The following is a 22,617-nucleotide window of genomic DNA, read 5'->3' on the forward strand; positions in this document are numbered from 1 at the left end:
GGGCTTCGCGTCCTCGCGTCCTCGCGTCCTCGCGTCCTCGCGTCCTCGCGTCCTCGCGTCCTCGCGTCCTCGCGTCCTCGCGTCCTCGCGTCCTCGCGTCCTCGCGTCCTCGCGTCCTCGCGTCCTCGCGTCCTCGCGTCCTCGTAAACGATAACGTGGCTACGAACCATCCCATAATGAAAAACACTTTCCACTTCTTTGTGGATCCAACGACGTTGGCCCATGATCATGTAACGATCAACGATGAACCATTGGTTCATCAGTTGGTGCGGGTGTTGCGCTTGGGGCCGGGGGCGTTTGTGCGGATGCTTGATGGTAGTGGATGGGCATGTGAGGTTGAGTTAACCAGTTTGAAGCGCAATGAGGTGCATGGGGTTGTGCGCGAGCGCCATCAACCTGCGGGTGAACCGCCCTGGCATCTGAGCCTCTTTCTGGCTCTGTTGCGGCCTGAACGCTTTGAGTGGGCACTACAGAAGTGTGTCGAGTTGGGCGTGAGCCAGGTTGTGCCAGTTGTGTTTGAACGTTCACTGCCCGCTGAACGGGCCGATGGACGGAAGCATGAACGTTGGCAGCGTATTGTGCGCGAAGCCGCCGAACAGTCGCGCCGCGCCATCCTGCCCAGTGTGGCTACACCAGTGCCCTTCGCCAGCGCCTGTGCCCATGCGGCAACCGCCGCGCTCCCGCTGCTACTCTGGGAAGGTGAGGCACCACTGCTGCGCGAGCGGCTGGCTACCCCACCGCTGCCCACAACCATTAGCCTGTTGAGCGGGCCTGAAGGCGGAATCACGACGGCAGAACTGACAGCCGCAAGCGAGCATGGTATCATGCCCGTATCCCTTGGCCCGCGGCTGCTACGGGCTGAAACTGCACCTATGGCCGCTATGGCGGCACTGTTGTATGCCTCGTGAAAGACCTACTATGGTTCGTATACGCCATGCTCTGATTGTTGGGGTCGTCGCACTCGTCATTGTCGGCACCCTCGCCTTTAGTGGCGGTTGGGTCGCTGCCCGTAACTTTGGCACTACGCCGGTTGATAGCTTGATTGCCAGCGTGCGGCTCATGGGCGCACGCCAAGAGACGCCCACCGAGGTGCGCGATGAGTTCGCGGTCTTTTGGCAGGTCTGGAGTATTGTGGAGGGGGAATTCTACCGCCCCGCCCCGCTCGACCGCCAGCGCATGGTCTATGGGGCTATTCGTGGTATGCTGGCTGCGCTTGAGGATGAGTATACGACCTTCCAAGAGCCTGAAGTGGCGGCGGTTAGCCGTGAATCGATGCAAGGCCGCTTTGAGGGCATTGGGGCCTATCTGCGCTATGAGGCGGGCGAAATTCTGATTCACCGCCCGTTTCGTCGCTCACCTGCTGAACAGGCCGGCCTGCTGACTGGTGATGTTATCCTTGCTGTTGATGGTACGCCTATGGCCCAGATTATCGAAGACCTCAGTGAAGGCGAAGCGATTGCCGCTGCGGCCGAGCAGATCCGTGGGCCCAAAGGTTCGGTGGTGACCCTCACGTTGCGGCGGGAGCAGGTGGCTGAGCCGTTCGATGTGGCAATTACCCGCGATGAGGTGCCGGTCATTACGGTGAATGCGGAGTTGCTCGACAATGGGGTTGCCTATATTCAAATTACTGAGTTCAAAGCCTCAACCACCGAGTTGCTTGATGAGACGCTGCGCGAACTGATTCCTCAGCAGCCCCAGAGTATTGTGCTCGATCTCCGCAACAATTCTGGCGGTTTCCTCCAGACCGCCCGTGAAGTTTTGGGCCGCTTCTATACCGGCGTGGCCCTCTATGAGCATGAGAATGGCGGCGTGGTGAAGGAACTCAGTACCATTAGTGGCCCCGCCGACACCCAACTCTTCGACATCCCCATGGTGGTGTTGGTCAACGCGGGTTCTGCTAGTGCCGCCGAGATTGTCGCCGGGGCGCTGCGCGATATGCGCCCCAATACGACCCTGCTTGGCGAACAGACCTTTGGCAAGGGCTCGGTGCAGAATATCCACCAACTGCGCGATGGAAGTAGCGCACGGATTACGGTGGCCCATTGGCATACCCCCAACGGCACCGCGATCAATCGGGTTGGTCTGATCCCTGAGCATATCGTGGCCGCCTCCGATGACATCGCCTACACCGTCCCCTGTATTGCCGACCGTCGCCCCGCCGAAGGTCAAGAGCACTGTGGTGATGCACAACTTGCCTGGGGTCTCCGGCTGCTCAATGGGAATCCGCCACCCCCAGCGCCGCAAACCGGCGCATAGACCTGTGTGGTATGACACCAATTACCCTTTGAACATGCCGCATAATCAAGAACGCTCAAGCCCATTGGGACGCCATGTTCGGCAATCTACAATCTGCAATCTACAATCTGAAATGGTATGAATGACCAATTCAACCAAAGCTTCTCTCCTGCTCGCGCTCATCTTAGTCGTTGCGGGTGCTTGGCGCTTGTTGCTCTGGGCACAACCGCTGCACTATCCGGCCAACGATGAGCTTGAGTATATTCAGGTTGCCCGCGATCTGGTGGCTGGGCGTGGCTGGAGTTTCTACGAGAGTTGGCGCTGGCTACGTGCGCCCCTCTACCCCCTCTGGCTCGCCGCTTCGCTCTGGTGGGCCGACGGTGATCTCCATCGTGCGGCTTTGCCCAATCTGGCCCTCAGTCTGCTGTTGGTGCTACTGATCTACCGCCTCGCCCGCGAACTCAGCCCCACCGCGAGCCGTCGCCCCGCCCTGATTGCGGCGGCTCTCGCGGCCATCTTGCAGACCTACGCGACCTTTGCGAGCCTCTATATGAGCGAGACGCTCTTTAGTACGCTCTTTACCGCCGGGTTGCTCTGTTTGGCCGCATGGCGCCGACGTGGTGGTTTGGGCTTGATCATCCTCGCTGGTCTCTGCTTTGGCTTGGCCTGCCTCACCCGCTCGGCGGCCCAGATCTTCTTGCCGCTTGTGGCTCTCTGGTTGATCTGGTGGCGTGTGCGTCAGATTCAATCTAAGAAACTGACTGAGACCGCGATGAACTGGCGTTGGAGTGCCGGCTTCAGCCGGCTAAAGCCGGCACTCCAACGCGTGCCACGTCGTGTGGAGCAATTCGGTGCCACTTTTCAAACAGCATCCAAGGCGCTGGTACCAATCTTCATGCCAGCCTTGGTACTCATGCTCACTGTGGTGGTCGTGATTGCACCGTGGAGTCTGCGGAACTGTCGCGCCTACGGAGCCTGCATTCTAATCGAAACTGGTGGTGCCTACAATCTCTGGGCCTTCTACGAACCGCGTGAGAGTCTCGATGAGATTCACCAGATTCTGGAGGCGATCCCCAATCCGGTGGATCGGGCCAGCGAAGCGCGCATGCGTGGGATGGAGCGGCTACGTGAAGATCCGCTGATGCTGCTTCGCCGGATTCCTGATCAGTGGAACAATCTCTGGCTGGTGAAACCCATCCAGGATCGCTTTCTGCTGCCCAATGACTACAGCGATCCGCCACCTATCCTCTTCATCACGGCACTCATCCTTGATGATCTGCTCTATCTGCTGATCCTCGCTGCGGCCCCCTTCGGCTTGCTGCTTGCATTGCAACGACGCGATGGCTTTGCGCTCCTCTTGGCCCTCTGGGTGGTGGCTTTTTGTGCCGCCGGGGTGTTAACCCATACCGAGGGGCGTTATCGCCACTTCTTCTTCATGATCCTGATAGCTTTGGCTGGTCTCGCCTATGATACGTTGCTACGACGGGTGCGCTGGTCACCCTTGCCAGTACTGTTGAGCCTTGCGCTGCTCTTGCCCGCATTGCTGCCTGCCATCTACTACTACCCCTGGGATTGGATGCAGCGCGGGGTCGTGCGTAGCATCCAGCGTGAACTGGGCGACCGCCATGCGGCAGCGGGGCGCACTGAGCAAGCGGCGCAGGCATACTACGCCGCCGTCGCGGCTGATCCCACCCCTGATGGCTGGCTGGCCCTTGGTAACCTCGCCCGGCGCAATGGGAACCTCACCGCTGCCGAACGCTACTACCGCTTCGCCTATACCGAACGTCCGCCCTATGTAGCCTCAAGTGCCTTATTGGGCGATCTGCTGCGCGAACAGGGGCGCGACGAAGAAGCGCGGTTCGCCTTTCGCGGAACGTATCTGCGTGAACAGCAAATGATTGATTGGAGCTACCTGATGCTCACCCCGGCGCCGCGCAGTTACGTTGATGTAGGCAATGGCTTGGATTTGGGTTATCTAGGGGGCTTCTACCCAGCCGAAGTGCTTGACGAAGTAACCAGCCGTTGGAGCAGTGGAAGGGCTTCCCTGCGCCTCAGCGCACCGGCATCCGTGCCAAAGGCTGATCGGCTCATCCTACAGATGCACATAGCCGCCCCACGCCCCGATGCCACCCCAGTGCCCCTAGAGGTCTGCCGTGCGGCCCATTGCACCAAGATTACCCTGGAGGCATCATGGCGCACAGTGAGCATGCTCATACCCAACGAGGGCGACACGATCACGCTGCGTAGCCCCACATTTTCCGCACCTGATCGCCGTGATCTCGGAGTCATTCTGGATTGGGCAAGGCTCATACCAATGTACCCTTGAACATGCCGCATGATCAAAAACGCTAAACCGCATTGAGACGCCATATTCGGCAATCTACAATCTGCAATCTGCAATCTACAATCTACAATCTGAATCGGGCTCAACCTCAATCACCCGATAGCCCACCGTATTGAGGATCGTGGTTTCCCCATAACAACTCTCAATGCCGATATCGTAGCCATACGAGAGATGCACATGACCGTGAATGAGGTAGCGTGGCCGAAAGCGATCCATCAGCCAGAGGAACGCTTTGAAACCATGATGCGGGTAGTTAGGGCCATTATGGATGCCAAAAGGCGGCGCGTGGGTGATCAGAATATCCAGGTAGCGGCCATAGCGATAGTGATGAAAGAGCATACTCGGCACCAAGCGCCATGTGCGCCGCATCATTTCGGCATCGGTATACATATAGGCACCATCAGGCTTGTAGCGTAGCGAACCACCCAAGCCCGCAATGCTTAACCCACCGTGACGCACAATGCGCCCCTCCACATTCACCGCCCCACGGGGGGCCACACGCTGTTCACCACTCTCGAGGAACTGCGTGCCATCATGATTCCCATAGACAAAAAAACAAGGCACCTGTAAGGTAGTCAACACAAATTCAATATAGTAATAGGGCAGATCACCACAACTGAGGACACAATCTACGTGCGGCAGGCGCTGTTTCAGATTAAGACTATAGACAGCCGGAACGAGCTCGTCACTGATCGTCAGTATCTGCATGGGAACTCTTTGGATGCTGATGCCCTCCAGCAGCGGCTTGGGCGCGGCACCGCGGTGGCTTCGACAGCCTCAGCCACCACGACGCCACCACAACGAACGAAAACAGGGAAATCTGGGGCGTAGCCCCACTCAATACAACGCCTCCAATTCGTCCAACAGCACCGCAAAGCGATCCATTGCGGCCTGAATCGGTGCGGGTGAGGTCATGTCTACACCAGCACCGCGCAGCAACTCAATGGGTGAACGCGATGAGCCGCCCCGCAAGAAGTTCAGGTAGCGATCTACGGCGGGCTGGCCCTCAGCAATGATCTGGCGGCTCAAAGCCAACGCTGCCGAAAGCCCAGTCGCGTACTGGTAGACATAGAAGTTGTAGTAGAAATGGGGGATGCGCGCCCACTCAAAGGCGATCTCATCATCCAATACCACGGTGGGGCCATGGTATTTGGCCACCAACTCATAGTATTTGCTGCTCAATGCCTCGCTGGTAAGCGGCTCGCCCGCCTCGACCCGCTGGTGCATCAACAACTCAAAGTTGGCGAACATCGTCTGGCGCAGAATCGTGCGCCTGATGTCCTCGATCTGCTCAACAATCAGCATGCGGCGTAGCGCAGCATCGGCGCGATGCTTGAGCAGATAGTCGGTCAGCAGCGCCTCGTTGAGAGTTGAGGCAACTTCGGCTACAAAAATGGTGTAGCCGCTGTAGATGAAGGGCTGGTTGCACCGACTAAAGAAGGAGTGCATCGAATGGCCCAACTCGTGGGCCAGGGTAAAGGCATCGTTGAGCCGATTCTGGTAATTGAGCAACACGTAGGCTGGAGTACCATAGCTGCCCCCACTATAAGCCCCACTGCGCTTGCCAACATTCTCATAGACATCAATCCAACGGCTGCTAAAGGCTTGACGCAGTGCTGCGTCATACTCCGTGCCCAATGGCCCAAACGAAGCCAACATCAACTCCTGCGCCTCACTATAAGGCACATCAAGTTCAACCTCCGCTACCGGCTGGGCATAGAGATCATAGACGCGCAGTTCATCAAGGCCCATCAGACGCTTGCGTAGCTCCATGTAGCGGTGGTTGTGGTGCAGGTTGGCCTCAACTGTGGCAATCAGGTTGTGGTAGACCTCCAACGGGATTTCGTTGGGGTGTAAGGCCGCTTCGAGCGCCGAACCATATTTCCGCATGCGCGCATGTAATACATTTGTCCGCACCGAAGCTCCCAACGTGGTAGCCAAGGTGTTGCGGAAAGGGCGGAAAGCACTATAGTACTGCTTGAAGGTATCGTGGCGCACCCGCCGATCATTGCTCTCCAACAGCCGCCCGTAGCGCCCATGCGAAAGCTGGATGGTAGCCCCATGCTCATCGCTAATTGTTGGCATCACCAGATCGGAATCCACCAGCATCTCAAAGGTCTCATAGGGGGTGCGGGTCACATCGCTAAAGGCAGCCAAGACCCCTTCAACTTCAGCCGAGCGGATATGGGCACGCTGACGGTTCAGTTTGGTCAGCCAATAGGCATAGAGCTGCAAGCCTTGCTCGTTGGCCAGCCATTCATGCAAGGTGGCTTCAGGGATGCTCAACAACTCCGGCTCAATAAAGGCCAGCGCAGCACCGATGCGCGCCGCCGCCGAACCTGCCCGCTCCTGCAACGACTGCCCCACCGGATCGGTCGCATCACTATCTTTGCGATGACTCGCGTAGATATAGAGCGCATAGAGCCGCTGCTCGAGCGCATCACGCCGTTGCAACAACGTCAGCAACTGCTCTGCCCCCGCACCAACACTACCCTGAAACGCGGCTATCGCCTGCGCTTCCACCTCCAACGCAGCCAACTCCTGCTCCCAACTGCTCACGTCGGCAAAGACAACGCTCAGATCCCATGTGTACTCAAGTGCCATCTCGCTCCGTGTTGGCACTTTGTCGCTTGTTATGGACATAGATGTTAGACTCCTTAAGCAGCGGCAACAAGCGTAACTTGGTTACGCCCCTGACACCAATTGCTCCAAGCGGCTCACAAAACGCTCTAGCACACCAAAGGCTTGCTCCAGCGGCGCAGGGGTACTCATGTCAATCCCGGCGCGGCGGAGCGCCTCCAGCGGATAGACTGAACCACCGGCACGCAGGCACGCCAAATAGCGCTCCCGCGCATCGTTGCCACCATGCAGCACCAACTCGGCTAAGGCGTTCGCTGCTGCAATGCCGGAGGCGTATTGGTAAACATAGTAGCACGAGTAGAGGTGCGGAAACTGGGCCCACACGATCCCGTCGCGCACGGGATCGGCATACCCTTCAGGCCCATAGCCACGCACAAAGAGTTCATGCATGATCGCACTCATCCCATCCGCCGTCAAGGGTTCATGCGCTTCGGCCATGGTATGCACCCGTTGCTCAAACTCGGAGAGCAGCGGCATCAGGAAGAAGTAGCGATGGAAATTGGCCATGGCCTCTTCCAGCACCGCAATCTCCACGTCGCGGCTCAGGTTCTGCTTGAGCAGATGGGCCCGCATCAGCGCCTGGTTGAAGTTGGAGGCCACTTCGGCCACAAAGAGGCTGTAGTTGGCATAGATCGGCGGCTGGGTGGCATTGGCATGCCATGTGTGCAGCGAATGGCCCAATTCGTGCGCCAGCGTACTTACACTACTCAATGTTCCATCATAGTTCATCAGAATAAATGGGTGCGTACCATAGCTCCCCGCTGAATAGGCGCCACTCTGTTTCCCCTGATTGGGGTAGCGATCCACCCAGCGCCCTTCGTTCAAACCGGAGCGCACCGTCGCCACATAGGTGTCACCCAATGGCGCAAAGGCATCACAGAGCAACTCGACCGCCTCGTCAAAGCGATACTGGGGCGAGGGGGCCAGTGGCGCAAACACATCATAGGCTTCAAAACGTTCCAGCCCTAACGCCCGCCGCTTCAGCGCCCAATAGCGGTGCCAGATTGAACTATGACGCTGACAAGCATCCAAGACCTGCTCATAAACGACGCGAGGGATATTGTTGCGAAAGAGGCTCGCCTCAAGCACACTTGCATACCCACGCGCATGGGCGTTGAAGACATCAGTCCGTACACTGCCGCTATAGATCGCCCCCAAGGTATTCTTAAAAGCTACAAAGCCATCCTGGTGGCTGGCCCATGCCTGTTGACGCAGGGTACGGTCGGGACTCTGCAAGAGCGCATCAATCGTCCCTGGTGCCACCTGATGGCGCTGACCCTGAGCATCCTGCGCCTCGGCAAAGCGCAACTCGCCCTCGGCAAGCATCAGGTAGGCGCTATAGGAGGCACTCAGCGGATCGTGTGCTTGGGCCAACAGCCGCTCAACTTCCGCCGAACGCACATAGGGGCCACGGCGCAACAGGTTTTCTACATAGTGATCATACCGCGCCAAGGCTGGCTCACTGGCCCGTAGTGCCGCCAAACGTTCCGCACCAAGCCCCAACAACTCCGGATCCACAAAGGCGATGGCACTCTCCAAACTCACATAGAGACTAATTGCCCGCCCACGCAGCCCCGCTGCAACTTGGTCGGTCGTATTCACATCAAAGCGCATCGAAGCATAGAGCAGCACGCGCCCGGCCAACACATACAGCCGCTGCGCCTCTTCAAACAAGGCCAACAACGTTGCACCATCGTCCAGACGCCCAAGATACTGCGCCAACCCAGGCACCGCCGCTGTCAACGCATTGGCATCCGCCTCCCACGCAGCCTGGTCAGCATAAACACTCGTAAGATTCCATGTATCTTCAAGCGCCACTTCATGGCGTTGAGGCAAGGAAGTTGTCATATGGTTCCTTTCAGGTTTGGAGAGGTTTTACACTGGTTGGGATGGTTTCAGGCTACGTTACAGTCATGAGGATCCCAAGGCACTCTGAAGCCTCAGAAGCTGTCTGAAAAGCTAGTGGGCGCACGTTGGAGTGCCGGCTTTAGCCGGCTGAAGCCGGCACTCCAACGCCAGTTGATAGACTTCTCAGACAGCCTCTCAGCCCTATTTCCTATCTCCTGCTTCCTGTATCCTTCCCTGATTGTATTGTAGCACTCACTACCCATGTTACAATAGCACTAGTTTTACGCTTACCTACTCACGCTTACCGAGGTGCCTCATGCTCAATTTTGTCATCGATCTGGCCCTGCGTGCTGGTGCTGTCCTACGGGCACGCTTTGCTGAACGCCGCGAAGTGACGGCGAAGGGCTTTGCTGATGTCGTCACCGATGCCGATCATGCGAGTGAGGCTCTGATTGTGGCCGCCATCCGTGAACGCTTTTCCGACCACGCGATTCTAGCTGAAGAGGGCGGTGCGGTTGGGGCAGAGGCTGAATACCAGTGGTTGGTTGATCCGCTTGATGGGACGCTCAACTATCTGCATGGCTTGCCGCTCTTCTGTGTCTCCCTGGCTGTGCTGCGGCGCGGTGAGTTGCACCTCGCAGCCGTCTATGATCCCATGCGCGATGAACTCTTTGCCGCTGAACGTGGCGGTGGGGCACGCTGTAATGGACGGAAACTCCAGGTCTCCCAGACGCCTACGTTGGCGCAGGCGCTACTCACCACTGGCTTTCCCTACAACCGCTTCAGCCAACCCGATAACAATCTGCGCGAACACAACCATCTGCTGCTCAAAGCCCAAGATATTCGCCGCCCCGGCTCGGCGGCTCTCGACCTCTGCGCAGTTGCGGCGGGCCGCAGTGATGCCCACTGGGAGTTGGGCCTGAGCCCCTGGGATGTGGCGGCTGGCGCACTGCTTGTGCTAGAGGCGGGGGGCACCATCACCAACTGGGCCGATGAGCCTTGGCATGCCGATGATCCCCGAATGGTTGCCTCCAATGGTTTGATCCATGATGAACTACTGCGTGAATTGGCCAGCGCACGCCGTGAGGATGTAGACTAATGCCAAATTTCGATAGCCGATAGCTAAAAGCCGAACATGGCGTCCCAATGCGCTTGATGGTCATTGTGCATGCGCCATGTTCAACAAGAATTGGTAGACTATGGCTTACTACATCCGCGACTCATTGCACGATGCGCCCGCCCTGAGCCAGCGTCGCCCTACCATCAACGAATTCTTCCTCTCCAGCTATACTCTGAGCATCTATAGTGGTTGTGAGCTTGGGTGCCCCTACTGCGATAGCTGGATCTATAGTGATCGCCCGCTCAATGAGACCATCAGCGTACCGCTCGATCTGCCCCAGCGCCTCGCTCAAGAGCTGGACAACGTGGACCGTGGCGACCTGATTGCCATTAGTGCGCTCAGTGATCCCTATCAGCCCGCCGAGCAGACCTACCGCCTCACCCGCCAAGTTCTCCAAGTCTTGGCCGATCGCGGTCAACCTACCCTCGTGCTGACCAAGAGCGCCACGGTGCTTGAAGATACTGCGCTGCTGCAACGGATCAATGAGCAGAGCCTAGCAATCGTGATGACCACGCTGCTCACTGCTGATCCCCATCTTGCCCCGCGACTCGAGGGTAAAGCGCCACCGCCAGCCCTGCGCCTTGAGATGTTGGCCGAGTTGAAACGAGCAGGCGTACCAGTGGGGGTCGCCCTGCTGCCCATTATGCCCTATGTCAACGACACCGACAGTGGTCTGCGTAGCCTCCTGCGCGCTTGTGCCGCCGCCCAGGTTGATTTTGTTATCTGGGACTACTTGCACATCCCGAATGAGCGCCACCGCTTCCGGATCAATGAGATTCTCGCTCGCCTCGGCTCCTATCCGGCCAGTTACTACCGCGACATCTATGCTGAACAGACGGTCGTCAGCAGCGCCTACCGCCAAGAGCGCGATGCAACCATCGCCACCCGCTGCAACGGCCTAGCCCTTGAGCTTCGTGCCCCCCACCGCCTCTTTGCCGGACGGCTCGCCCCACGCAACGAAGCGGCCCTCCTGCTCAAACACGCCGCCTTCCGCGATCGCACCAGTGGCCGCGACCATATCGCCACCATCCAGCGCGAACTCGCCGATCAGATCTATACTGGGAATATTGATCCCAATGCAATCAAACAGACGCCCCTTGCGCCGATTATTTGTCCGCTTTTAGGGCTTGAGCCGTAGTATTGTTGGGGCTATCTTTTTGTTAGCGCGAAGAAACCTTGGGCTCGTGGGGGTGCGTCGCGTTGGCTGAGCTTGTCGAAGCCACCGCGACGTTGGCTTCGACAGGCTCAGCCAACGTCGCGGCCCAGGGCTTCTTTGCGCTAACAAAGAGTTTTTTTGTGAGGCTTCGCCTCACCCACAGGAAGCCTTACCTTGAGGTTGCCTTATGTCACTAGAAGATCTGCAAAAAGATCGCAGCGAAGCGGCACTTGCCGACTTCAATCGGGCACTTGCATTGGATCCCGACTACATCTGGGCACGTTACCAACGCGGCCAATTGTTGCGTGAACTAGGGCACTACGACGAAGCCTTGGCCGATTTGCGCCATGCGGCAAGCCTCGAACCCGAAGAAGCACCAGTCTATGCTGAATTAGGTGAGGTTCTGCGCCTCACCCGCAACTACGAAGAAGCGGTGCAAGCCTTTAGCCAAGCCCTCGTCCTACGCCCCGACTACCCCTGGGCCTTGGGGAGCCGCGGTCAGAGTCTGCGGGCTCTGCGCCGTCACGCTGAGGCGCTGGCCGATCTGACACGGGCCAGCGAGTTGGCCCCCGAGATGGCCTGGATCATCGCCGAACAGGGCGAGGTGCTGCGCGTGATGGGGCGCTACGACGAAGCGATTGCTGCATTCTCGCGGGCCATTGAGCTAGAACCCAACTACGTCTGGGCCCTTGGCCACCGCGCCGTCTGCTACCGCGAACAAGGGCGCTACAGCGAGGCCCTGGCCGATCTGGACTACGCCCTTGAACTGACGCCCAACGAAGCGTGGCTCTTCGCCGAACGGGGTGAGGTGCGACGACTCCACGATCAGGTGGAAGAAGCACTTGAAGATCTCGACCGAGCGCTTGAGTTGGAACCAGACTACAGTTGGGCTTTAGGCAGCCGTGGGGCGACCCATCGCTCCCTAGGCAACCATGATGCCGCCCTCGCCGATTTTGCCCAAGCCCTCGAACTCGATCCCGCCTACGTTTGGGTCTACATGCAACGTGGCTCGCTCTACCGCACCACAGGCCGCCATGAACAGGCGCTGGCCGATTTTACCAATGTGATCCAACTCGATCCCAAGCACAGCGGTGCCTATGCCGAGCGGGGCGAAATCTACCGCCTACGCCGCCAGTACGCCCAAGCCCTCACCGATTTCACCCAAGCCATCACCTTGCGCCCCAACTACGCCTGGGCCTTAGGCAGCCGTGGCCAGACCTATCGCGCCCTCAGTCGCTACGACGAAGCGATTGCCGATCTCTCGCAAGCCTCCGCCCTGCGCCCCGAGGTCGCCTGGATTATTGCCGAACGCGGTGAATGTTACCGCCTCTCGAAACGCTTTGACGAAGCGATCAACGACTTCAACCAAGCCCTCGACATGAATCCGCAAGACTCGTGGACGCTCAGCCGACGTGGTGCCGCCTATCAAGCCCTGCAGATCTTTGAAGAAGCCTACATTGATCTCACCCGCGCTATTGAAATTGACCCCAAAAACGCATGGGCCTGGGCCCAACGCGGCAGCCTCTTTCGCCAGATGTAATGCCATGTCCGGCAATCTACAATCTACAATCTACAATGATATGAGCACAAAAAAACCAACTGATTTTACCCATCTAAATAGCGACGGCCATGCCCACATGGTTGACATCGGGGCTAAAGCATCAACCCAACGCGAAGCTGTGGCCCGTGGGCTCGTGAGCATGCAAGCCGAAACCCTGCAACGCATCCTCAGTGGTGAGCTACCCAAGGGCGATGTCTTGGCTGTAGCACGCGTGGCTGGCATTATGGCTGCCAAACGTACCCCTGAGATCATCCCACTCTGCCATAGTCTTATGCTTACCCACGTTGCCCTGCGGATTATCCCTGATCCAGTTGACCAGTCTGTGTTGATCGAAGCTACGGTACGCACTAATGGACCAACGGGAGTCGAGATGGAGGCGCTTACCGCCGTAAGTGCCGCCGCACTCACCATCTATGATATGTGCAAAGCGGTGGATCGCACCATGCAGATCAAAGCTATCCGGCTCGCCGAGAAGCGTGGCGGAAGCAGTGGGGAGTTTATCTTAGAGAAGGACCCAGAAACGAGAGAATAGGTTTGCGGCATCAGGATGCTTGCAGCACCATGTGTCTACAATTTTCGCAAATAAACCTGCTCTAACATATGGCGCTCACCCTTCTCCAAAATCAGATCGGCACGTTCGCGGGTGGGTTCAATGTTTTGCTTAAGATTGACATAGTTAATTTCGCGCCAGATGCGTCGCGCCGTTGCAATGGCCTCCTCTTCACTCAGTTCGGCGTAGCGCCGAAAATAGGAAGATGGGTTGCGAAATGCGGTTTCGCGCAGGCGGATGAAACGTTCAATGTACCACTGCTGCAAATGGCGTTCGTCTGCATCTACATAGATCGAAAAATCGAAGAAGTCGGAGACAAAGACCTGGGGGGTACGTGCCGGACGCCCGCCGCGCTGGAGAACATTGAGCCCCTCGACGATCAGAATATCGGGGCAATCGATCACTTGCGTCAACATCGGCATAATGTCATAGGTCAGATGGGAATAGAGCGGTACCTCAAGGTAGGGCAACCCCGATTTGACATTGGCCATGAACTCAATCAGCATGCGCCGGTCGTAGCTCTCCGGGAAGCCTTTGCGGTGCATGATCCCACGCTCTTGCAAGATCCGATTGGGGTACAAGAAGCCATCAGTCGTAATCAGATCGACCGCCAATTCCGGGTGTTGCCGAGCCAGTAGGGCTTGCAGAATGCGCGCCGTGCTGCTTTTGCCCACCGCCACACTCCCAGCAATCCCAATCACATAGGGGACGCGCCCTTGCGATGGGCTCCCCAAAAAGACATTGGTCACCTGGTAGAGTTGCTGCGAAGCTTCATAGTACAGTTGCAGCAAACGTAACAGCGGCATATAAATGTCGGCTACATCGTCGAGCGAAACCGTGTCGTTCAGACTAACCATCCGGTCAAGTTCGTATGTGGTCAAGGGTAGCTGCGCCCCATTGCGCAAACGCGCCCAGTCGGACCGAGAAAAGCGGAGGTATGGGCTCACGCCATGTTCGGCAGCGAAGGTGGTGACCATCTCAGTGTCTCGATTCCCTTTTGATCTTCAATTGTGTAGAGGGAATTATGCCACATCTTTAACAATACGGTGAAGCCGCCCCGCTACGATTTGCATCTTTGGGCAGAGTATGCTACAATCTCTCTTGTCAGTTTGAGAGCCCTCGCGGGAGTGGCTCAGTTGGTAGAGCGACACCTTGCCAAGGTGTAGGTCGCGGGTTCGAATCCCGTCTCCCGCTCCATTAAGACTGCCGGTACTCTGAACATGAGTGCCGGCAGTTTGCATGAGGGAAGGATACAGTAACAAGAAAATGGAAAATAGAAAATAGGTTTTTGCGCAATGCCTTTCAAATAAGCTCGCGCAAAGCCGCAAAGGTTTGGCGCTCATATGCAAAAAACTTTGCGCCCTTGCGCCTTTGCGTCAACAAACCCGTCGTATTTGAAAGGTATCGGGTTTTTGCGCTATTGCGGCGGCTCACCACGTTGCCGATATTCTACCGCTTGGGTTGTGCTGATGCTAAAGCCCTCCGGAGTCGCCACACGCAGCCGTAGGGTGTAGATACCCTCCGTCAGCCCGTTGGTACTCCAGACCCCCAAGAGGCCCGCTTCGACTGCGAGGCTGCTTTGGCCTAAGAGTTCCCATTGGGCCGGGGTTTCGCCCGCGCCAACTTCGAGGGTATAGGGGCCGCGTGCGGTGCCGCTGATGAAGATTTGGGTTGTGGTGATGGTGCCATTGACCCCGAGGGGGTTGAGCAGCGCAACAGCCGCTTCCGGGGCGCTCGGCGGCGGGCATGGCTCGCTTGGTGGCTGCGGGGCGTTGCGCGCCGCCCATGCCTGAAACTCGGCTGGGTAGATCGGGTAGCGCACTTCGCGCACTTCGGCAGCCGGTGTGTATGAGGCCGCTAAACAGTTCCCGTCGCCCGCCACGCGCACCGTCTGGTAGAGTACATCCACGTCGCTCGGGCCGCTACCGGCCAGGAAGAGCTCGCTGATGGTGCGCGGACAACCCTCGCCCGCCCGTCCGCCCGTGTCGGCGCAGACGGGAATCTCTTCGATCCCGGCTGGCCGCAGAAAGGCTGTCTCAGCCCGGCCCTGGTGGTAGCGGAGCATCAGCGCATGCCAGATTTGGCCCGCTCCGTTCGCCCCTGCGATCTCTTGCATTGGCGAGGAGTCGTTGTTGCCTACCCAGACGCCAATGGTTACATCGGTAGAATACCCCAGCGCCCAGGAGTCGCGGAAGTCGTTCGATGTGCCCGTCTTGGCCGCTGCAATGACCCCTGGTAACTCCATGACGTTGCCGCGTCCAAACATATAGTGGCGCGCCGCATCGTCACTCAAGATGTCGCTGATCAAATAGGCAATCTGTTCACTCTGGGGCCCAAAGACCGCACGCCCCCGGGTGGGTTGCCAGCGCTCAAGCATTTCGCCACGGCTGTTGCTCACTTTGGTGATGGCGACGGGTGGGTTGTAGCGCCCCCCATTGAGCAGCGCGTGGTACGCTCCGGTCAGTTCCAACAAACGTACCTCGTTGCTGCCCAAAGCCATCGCTAGACTGTAGCGCGTGGGATCGTCAAAGGTTGAGATGCCCAGTTGGCTCATCTGATCCACAAAGGCGGCGACACCTACATATTCAAGCGCCTTAACCGCCGGGATGTTGAGCGAATTGGCGAGAGCCATGCGGAGGCGCATAGGCCCATGGAAACCACCATCATAGTTACGCGGCTGATAGACCCCGCCGCCCGGCGCGTCCCAGCGCGTAGGTTCATCCCAAATGATCGTCGCGGGGGTCCAAGTCCGCTGCATAGCCGCCGCGTAGATAAAGGGCTTCAGCGCCGAACCCGGCTGACGCGGGGCCATAGTGACATTCACTTGCCCATCGGAGGCATGGTAGTCTACGCTGCCCACCATGGCTAGAATTTGGCCATCGGGGGCCAGCATGACCACCCCAGCATTACTGGCACGCCGTACCCGCAACTGCTCAATCTGTTCCGCCGCGATCCGTTCCGCCTCAGCCTGCCACGCGAGGTCAAGGCTGGTCACAACGCGCAGTCCGGCCCGGTAGAGCAGATCGGGGCCATAGGTGCGCTCCAGTTGGTCGCGGACGTAGAAGACAAAATGGGGCGCTACAATATCGCTCCGCGCTGGTGCCAGCGTGATTGGCTCGGCATAGATCGCCTCAGCCTCAGCCCGACTCAGCATGCCATGCTGCACCATCAGGTTGAGCGTCACCCGTTGGCGTGCCCGAGCGGCTACAAAGTTGGTAAAAGGGTTGTAGACACTCGGTGCCTGTGGCAACCCGGCCAGCAGCGTCGCCTCAGCAGGATTCAACTCCCAAACATGCTTGGCAAAATAGGCTTGCGCCGCCGCTTCTACGCCGTAAGCCTGAGCACCATAGTAGACCTCATTCAAATACAAGTTCAGAATCTGATCTTTACCATAGTTTTGGCTCACGCGGTAGGCCAAGATAGCCTCGCGTAGCTTACGTTCATAGCTTTGTTCCGCCCGCTCTTCCGGATCGAGCAGAATCGAGCGCACCAACTGCATCGTAATGGTCGAAGCACCACTCACAATCTCGCCACTGGTATAGTTTTGCAGCGCGGCCCTGATGATGCCGCGCACATCCACGCCGGGATTGCTATAGAAACCGGCATCCTCAACCGCAATGGTTGCATCCTTGAGCATCTGAGGAATCTGCTCAAAGGCCACGGGAGTACGGCGACCATCCTGCGGGCCAATCAATTCATAGAGCAGCGTCGTGCCATCACGCGCATAGATGCGCGTCGTCTCAAAGGCGCGATGCTCACTCATGCGCTGCGGATCAGGCAGATCGTCAGCATAGCGCATGTAGAGCCATGTTGCCCCCGTGCCCAGCGTAAGGGCCACCAGCAGTACAACTAGCAGGCTCAGCTTCAGCAAGGCCAAGAGCAGACGTAGCCCAAAGGCCAACAACGGATAACGCCGCCGTAGGCGCGAGCCTCGGCGACGCCGCTTGATGAAGCGCAGGGGCGGGGGGGGGGAGGGATTGAGGTTAGACACCGTGCTGAGGGACGGAAGAACAGAGGAACAGAAGAACGGAAGAACAGAGGAACAGAGGAACGGAAGAACAGAGGAACGCTACGCTACTTTCATGCTAATCTGTTCACCTGTTCTTCTGCTCACCTGTTCTTCTGTTCACCTGTTCTTCTGTTCTTCCGTTCTCCTCATCTAATTCAACCGAATCGTCTCATTGCCATTACGCTGGGCTTCCTGCTGCTCAACCGTCACCGGCGGGGCAGGGTGGGCATGGCGGGCGGGCGGGGTGGGTTGGGCGTTGAGTGCAGGCGTAGGGCGGCGACGGCCCAAACGACCCATGGTGGCCCAGAAGCGAGCCTCGACTTCGGCCTCACGCCCGCGCATGAGCAGGCTGGCACCGCCAAGCAGGAGGACGCCGGGGATCAAGAAGTTGAGCAGTAGCAGCAGGGCCAAGCCGAGCCCCCAGAGGGCACCCTGTACGGCCTGGCCGGTCTGCCCGATCAACTTCTGGCGACGGTAGACCACAACGCCACCCATGGCCAATAGGGCCGCAGGCAGGAGCCACCAAAGGTTGAAGATGGCGACGACACCGAGAGTAATGAGAATGATACCGGCTGTGCGGGCTTGAGGCTGATTGAGGTTCATGATACGCTCCTTCGTATGTGTAGGCTTGCTACTGGTTATACGAAGGAATCTCCGGTAGGGTTGCAGGCATTGACCACTGATTCGCCTGCTGTTCGTTTTGCATCAGGCGCGGCAGCAGTTGGGCGAGTACGAGGGTGCTGAGGGGCGACTGTTCGCCTTTGCCGGTCTGCACAATAAGCGGGCGTGGAGCGGTGCGTACCAGTTTTTCGGCTACGGCGAGGCGGCGCAGGGCCAGTTCGTAGTGCAAGACCGCACGGTTGTCTTGGTAGGCTTGGCCAAGGTGTTGCAGCCCACGAGCTTCGTTTTCGGCCTCTTTGAGCGTAGACTTACCTTGGGCCTCAATCTCCCAGCGCACCCGTTGCGCTTCGGTCTCCTTCTGCTGAATGGTGCGGGCCACATCCTCACGGGCCTTATTGACCGCAGCACGCACTTCCACCAGGCGCGCCTCGCGGACCTTACGCGCCCGCTCAATCTCAAGGAGCAGATTATCGCTGCGCTGCTTGCGGGTCAACTCCCACTCACGGGCGTAGGCTTCAAGCTCCTTCGAGACCCGCTCGCGGGTGGCGAGGTGCTGCTGGTACTGGTCGGGCAACTGCACATCAGGAATATTCGCGCCGGTGATGCGTACCCCATAGCGTGCCAACAGCCGGTTCAGATTGACCTGCATATCACCCACATCGGAGCCGCGTAGGTCATAGGCACGCTCAGTTTCAACCTGGCGCGAACGCTGGCGAATCGCATCCTGCACCGCACTACTGAGTACCATATCGAAATTACTCGCCCCAATGTTACGCACAAAGGCCACCGGGTCATCAATGCGAAACTTGAGGAAAAACTCGATTGATTTGAGCGGCACGTTCTCGCGGGTCGGGCTAGCCAGCACAGGGGCAGTATAGGGAATCTCGGTACTCGTATCCACCACCGCCTCAATCTTCTCCCATGGCCACCAGAGGTAGTGCAGACCGGGGCCAAGCACGCCCACAATCTGGCCCCAGCGCGAATAGACCGCAGTGGTTCCCTGTTCAATCTCGATCTTTGCCATATTAAAGAGTGAACCAAGGGCAACGAGGAAGAAGAGGATACTCAGGGGCAGGCCCATCCACAAGAGCAAACCGCCGCTAAAGAGGGCCATACCCAAGAAATAGAAACCGATCCCAAGCCAGACCAGCCAGCCAGCGCGGCGGCGATCTTTAGGAATGACCACCGGCACGACATGGCCCGATTCGCCGCTCCGCAGCAGTTCGCGGATACGCCCCCAGACGGCGACCGCCTCTTTGATCTTGGAAAATTCACGTCGTGTATCAGTCATCTAGTGACTCCCACTATAAACTATGCGGGGTGTGGAGGCGGCTGCGCCGCACCCGAAGAACGCTTTATTTTTTTCTTCCGCATTGGCGGCAAAGCCGCCAATGCGGAAGAAAAAAGGATCATAGTGTAGGGGCTTGCAACCCATCCTGACGCCACAAACCTGCTTTCCTGCTTTCCTACTTTCCTACTTTCCTACTTCCTGCTTTCCTACGTTCCTATTTAGCTACTTGGTGTTTGCACAGGTGCCACGGGCGGGGCGGCGGCTGCCGATGGTGCGGCGGCGGCAGCGGCGGGCACATCTTCGGCCACGAGGCGGCTGAGTTGAGCGTTGCGCGCACGGATACGCGCCTTGATCTCGTCAAGCCGCCCACTGATGGCCCGTACCTCTTCGGGGCCAAAGAGCGGTTCATCGCTCACCCCCACCATCCGCCGGGCCGTCTCAAGGAAGTCAATGGTCTGCTCTTCACCGCCCGCCTGAACGATCTGCGGCAGATGGCCCGCAACCGCTTCCAGCCGGTCGAGAATGTCGCGTTGGTAGCGATACTGAAGGATTTCGGGGAAGGCGGCTGCACTGACGGCCCGAATATCGAGCGCCTGGGCTTCAAGCAGGGCCGCATTAGCCCGCGCAGCACTCTGGGCTTCGCTCATAAGCTGACTGGCGTAGGCATTCGCACGGTAGATCTCCTTCTCACGCGCCGTATCAATCTGCGCCTGATAGGTAGCAATCTCGGCCCGAATAGCCGAGAGTTGCTCGTGCAACCCGGCCAACTCACGGTTGAGATCGCCTTCGTCCTGCTCCTTGCGAACTTGTAGTTCATATTGGTAGGTATAGGCCTCTTTAGCGACGCGGATCATCTCGGGGGCGGCCAAATCCATGCGGTACTCTTGGCTCGATGGCTCCGCGTGGGTAATATTGGCATTGACAAAGCGCACCGCTGGCAGAAACTGCTGATTGAGCGTATCGAGCAGGCTTTGGGTACTCTCACCTACAAGATTGTAGATCTCCGAAGCACGCTGATCATAGATCAACGCACGGGTCACTTCGCTCACCGCATTCTGCAACTTCTCTTGGAAGCCACGGGCACCACCAAGGGTAAAAATAAAGGCGGCGGGGTCTTCGATCTTAAATTGCAAGAAGAGATCAACCGACGCATTCACTTGGCCCGCAGTTGGTGCTTCGCGGATGGGCGCATTGTAGGGATACTCGCGGGTCGTATTGACGATATAGCTCACCTTCTTGAAGGGATCGATGATCGAAGTACGCCCGGAGGAGACGACCCGTTCGAGCTTACCAAAGCGCGTAATCAGCGCCTGACAGCCATCGGGTACCATGACAAAGCTATTGCGCCAGAGGTTGTAGCCAATGAAGGCCAGCAGCAGCACCCAGTAGTGGGGGCCAAAGAGGACAACGCTCAACGAACTGGTGCCAATCAAGAAGGCTACCACACTATCAAAGACCCATGCAGCCGCCGCGCCCATGATCCCAAAGATCACGAGGGCACCCGCCACAAACATCCAAACGGTCGAACGGGGATCACGCGGGATCACCACCGGCGAGATCACATTGGTAAATGTTCCACCCTGGCCCCGTTGGGCAAAGCTGCGATTGACCGTTTCGGCGGCATCATCGAGGGGGGTACTCATCTGCTCGATGCGCGTGCCAGCCGACTCACCGGCGCTACGCGGCGAGAGGAAATCGGCAGCATTCATGCGAAACTGCTCGACCTGCTCAGTCCCCAGCAGGTCTTCAGCTAAACTAGCGGCGCGTTGCACGGCTGGTGGGAGACTCATGGTATAGCGGCGCTCCTTTCTGATGACGACGCGACGCGAAAGCATCTAGGGGATGGTTCGTAGCCACATGATAGCTTGCGAGGAGGCGAGGAGGCGATGACGCGAAGCCCTCGCATCCTCGCCTCACGCATCCCCGCAAGCTGGTAAAGCAACCTTCCCTAACCAACGCTACCATTGTAGCATGCGCCTAACGGGAATAGTTGGTTAAAAAAGGGTTGATTCGGGCTTTGCAGCGCGCACAGGGAGCAACACGTAGCCACAAGCAGGCTTTAATCATGAAAATCTTTCCAAACCTATTGCAAAATCGTGGCAAAGGGTGTACAATACACACAGCGAGCCACAAGCTACCAAGCGATCCGGCTCCCAATCTTGCACACAACACAGCGCCATGCGAAGAAAGTGGCTCTGAGGTTTGGAAAGGCTAATGTTGCAATGCGTGTTCAACTCACCGTGTGCCGCTTCTGCACCCGCAGCCGCCCGGAATTTTGCCGCACCGTTGCGGAGTTGGCGCAAACATACCCCAATGAGATCGCAATTGAAGAGTTGGATTGCATGGCCGCCTGTGAGGATGTTCCAGCGGTGATGATCGAAGAGGACTACTATGCCCAGTTGCCGCCCTGCGAGTTGATTCGCCTCGTTGAGGCGAAACTGGCCGAGCCAGTTGCGTGACGTTGCGGGCTACCGCCCTACAACCCACTGTGTGGGGCTACGCCCATACGCATGATGTTTAGGGCTGTCGCCCTAAAAACCCATCTTGGGGCTACGCCCCAAACCCATTTTTTTGTTCCGTGTTGAAGGCGAAGCCGCCAACACGGAACAAAAAGGGTTGTTAGCGCGAAGAATCCTTGGGTTGGCAGTCACCGCGCCGCTGGCTGAGCCTGTCGAGCCGCTGGCTGAGCCTGTCGAGCCGCTGGCTGAGCCTGTCGAAGCCAAGCGGCGCGGCCCAGAACTTTTTCGCGCTAACAAAGGGTTTTTTGGAGGAGGCTCAGCCTCCCCCAAGCCCCCACCGGGGGCTTAACGTAATGCCTATGCCTCCCACAAAAACCGCGTCAAATCTATGCGATGATCATCGCCTACCACAACCCCTTCCGCCTCAAGCAGGCTGCGTTGTAAATCCGCTTCATAGGCGTTACTGATGAAACCGTTGCGATTCACCACACGCCACCAAGGCACATCAGGCTGGTCGTTTCTGCGGAGCGCATGCAACGCATAGCCAACCATCCGCGCCTGACCAGGTAGACCTGCGAGCAGCGCCACCCGCCCGTAGCTGCTCACCCGCCCGCTTGGAATACTACGTACAACCGCATAAATGGCATGGTAGTTGCTATTCATATGTTGCCTAACTCTCTCATCTACTTCTAATCTGGGACTAAGCCTTCTCTTAACCCGTTGGCGCATACTTTGTAGTGACGTCCCCAGAAGGAGGGCGCATAGATGGGTGCGACCTTCTCA

The 22,617-nt window shown here is 58.0% G+C and carries 17 protein-coding genes and 1 tRNA gene; 9 read left to right on the plus strand and 9 right to left on the minus strand.

The annotated features are described in order from the left end of the window. Positions 1-176: 176 nt before the first annotated feature. The 3 genes from CJ255_RS04735 to CJ255_RS04745 all read left to right on the plus strand — a co-directional run bounded on the left by CJ255_RS04735 (position 177) and on the right by CJ255_RS04745 (position 4,561). Positions 177-908, plus strand: coding sequence for an RsmE family RNA methyltransferase (locus CJ255_RS04735; protein WP_097642946.1), 732 nt, complete (start codon positions 177-179; stop codon positions 906-908). Positions 909-918: 10 nt separating this feature from the next. Continuing rightward, entirely contained in the window at positions 919-2,256 is a 1,338-nt protein-coding gene (locus CJ255_RS04740; RefSeq protein WP_097642947.1) for a S41 family peptidase, read from the plus strand. A 121-nt stretch (positions 2,257-2,377) separates the two neighbouring features. Next, positions 2,378-4,561, plus strand: coding sequence for a tetratricopeptide repeat protein (locus tag CJ255_RS04745; RefSeq protein ID WP_097642948.1), 2,184 nt, complete (start codon positions 2,378-2,380; stop codon positions 4,559-4,561). A gap of 75 nt (positions 4,562-4,636) precedes the next feature. Here CJ255_RS04745 and CJ255_RS04750 read toward each other — a convergent pair whose 3' ends face one another. From CJ255_RS04750 to pepF (CJ255_RS04760), 3 genes are all read right to left on the minus strand, one after another. Beyond that, positions 4,637-5,287 carry a metallophosphoesterase family protein gene (locus CJ255_RS04750; RefSeq protein ID WP_097642949.1) on the minus strand — a complete coding sequence of 217 codons (651 nt, stop codon included), beginning with the start codon at positions 5,285-5,287 and terminating at the stop codon, positions 4,637-4,639. A gap of 129 nt (positions 5,288-5,416) precedes the next feature. Further along, entirely contained in the window at positions 5,417-7,222 is a 1,806-nt protein-coding gene (gene pepF / locus CJ255_RS04755) for an oligoendopeptidase F (protein ID WP_097642950.1), read from the minus strand. Between the two features lie 42 nt (positions 7,223-7,264). Beyond that, complete coding sequence (pepF, locus tag CJ255_RS04760; protein WP_097642951.1) at positions 7,265-9,067, minus strand: oligoendopeptidase F; 1,803 nt, start codon at positions 9,065-9,067, stop codon at positions 7,265-7,267. A 316-nt stretch (positions 9,068-9,383) separates the two neighbouring features. Here pepF (CJ255_RS04760) and CJ255_RS04765 point away from each other — a divergent pair, with 316 nt between their 5' ends. The 4 genes from CJ255_RS04765 to moaC all read left to right on the plus strand — a co-directional run bounded on the left by CJ255_RS04765 (position 9,384) and on the right by moaC (position 13,436). After that, the gene (locus CJ255_RS04765; protein ID WP_097642952.1) at positions 9,384-10,166 is read left to right on the plus strand and encodes an inositol monophosphatase family protein; all 783 of its coding nucleotides are present in this window, start codon (positions 9,384-9,386) and stop codon (positions 10,164-10,166) included. A 100-nt stretch (positions 10,167-10,266) separates the two neighbouring features. Beyond that, positions 10,267-11,325 (plus strand): SPL family radical SAM protein, encoded by a 1,059-nt coding sequence (locus CJ255_RS04770; RefSeq protein ID WP_097642953.1) that lies wholly within the window; start codon positions 10,267-10,269, stop codon positions 11,323-11,325. Positions 11,326-11,530: 205 nt separating this feature from the next. Beyond that, positions 11,531-12,883 (plus strand): tetratricopeptide repeat protein, encoded by a 1,353-nt coding sequence (locus tag CJ255_RS04775; RefSeq protein WP_097642954.1) that lies wholly within the window; start codon positions 11,531-11,533, stop codon positions 12,881-12,883. A gap of 40 nt (positions 12,884-12,923) precedes the next feature. Next, positions 12,924-13,436, plus strand: coding sequence for a cyclic pyranopterin monophosphate synthase MoaC (moaC, locus tag CJ255_RS04780; RefSeq protein WP_097643014.1), 513 nt, complete (start codon positions 12,924-12,926; stop codon positions 13,434-13,436). Positions 13,437-13,471: 35 nt separating this feature from the next. Here the strand turns inward: moaC and coaA are convergent, their stop codons facing one another. Continuing rightward, complete coding sequence (gene coaA, locus CJ255_RS04785) at positions 13,472-14,431, minus strand: type I pantothenate kinase (protein WP_097642955.1); 960 nt, start codon at positions 14,429-14,431, stop codon at positions 13,472-13,474. Between the two features lie 144 nt (positions 14,432-14,575). Here coaA and CJ255_RS04790 point away from each other — a divergent pair. After that, positions 14,576-14,651: transfer RNA gene (locus tag CJ255_RS04790), tRNA-Gly, on the plus strand. Positions 14,652-14,871: 220 nt separating this feature from the next. Here the strand turns inward: CJ255_RS04790 and CJ255_RS04795 are convergent. The 4 genes from CJ255_RS04795 to CJ255_RS04810 all read right to left on the minus strand — a co-directional run bounded on the left by CJ255_RS04795 (position 14,872) and on the right by CJ255_RS04810 (position 21,165). After that, positions 14,872-17,445, minus strand: coding sequence for a transglycosylase domain-containing protein (locus CJ255_RS04795; protein WP_097642956.1), 2,574 nt, complete (start codon positions 17,443-17,445; stop codon positions 14,872-14,874). Positions 17,446-17,613: 168 nt separating this feature from the next. Then, positions 17,614-18,066, minus strand: a complete 453-nt coding sequence (locus tag CJ255_RS04800) for a hypothetical protein (RefSeq protein WP_174714051.1) — start codon at positions 18,064-18,066, stop codon at positions 17,614-17,616. Positions 18,067-18,094: 28 nt separating this feature from the next. Continuing rightward, positions 18,095-19,375 (minus strand): SPFH domain-containing protein, encoded by a 1,281-nt coding sequence (locus CJ255_RS04805; RefSeq protein ID WP_097642957.1) that lies wholly within the window; start codon positions 19,373-19,375, stop codon positions 18,095-18,097. Positions 19,376-19,593: 218 nt separating this feature from the next. Beyond that, a complete protein-coding gene (locus tag CJ255_RS04810) occupies positions 19,594-21,165 on the minus strand; it encodes an SPFH domain-containing protein (RefSeq protein ID WP_097642958.1) in 1,572 nt (523 codons plus the stop codon). A gap of 432 nt (positions 21,166-21,597) precedes the next feature. On the opposite strand from CJ255_RS04810, the gene CJ255_RS04815 reads away from it, so the two are divergent. After that, positions 21,598-21,834, plus strand: a complete 237-nt coding sequence (locus CJ255_RS04815) for an NAD(P)H-dependent oxidoreductase subunit E (RefSeq protein ID WP_097642959.1) — start codon at positions 21,598-21,600, stop codon at positions 21,832-21,834. 357 nt (positions 21,835-22,191) lie between these two features. On the opposite strand, the gene CJ255_RS04820 is transcribed toward CJ255_RS04815, so the two are convergent. Then, positions 22,192-22,497 (minus strand): MGMT family protein, encoded by a 306-nt coding sequence (locus CJ255_RS04820; protein WP_097642960.1) that lies wholly within the window; start codon positions 22,495-22,497, stop codon positions 22,192-22,194. Between the last annotated feature and the right edge of the window lie 120 nt (positions 22,498-22,617).

It is taken from the genome of Candidatus Viridilinea mediisalina (assembly GCF_002532535.1).
Lineage (GTDB): Bacteria > Chloroflexota > Chloroflexia > Chloroflexales > Chloroflexaceae > Viridilinea > Viridilinea mediisalina.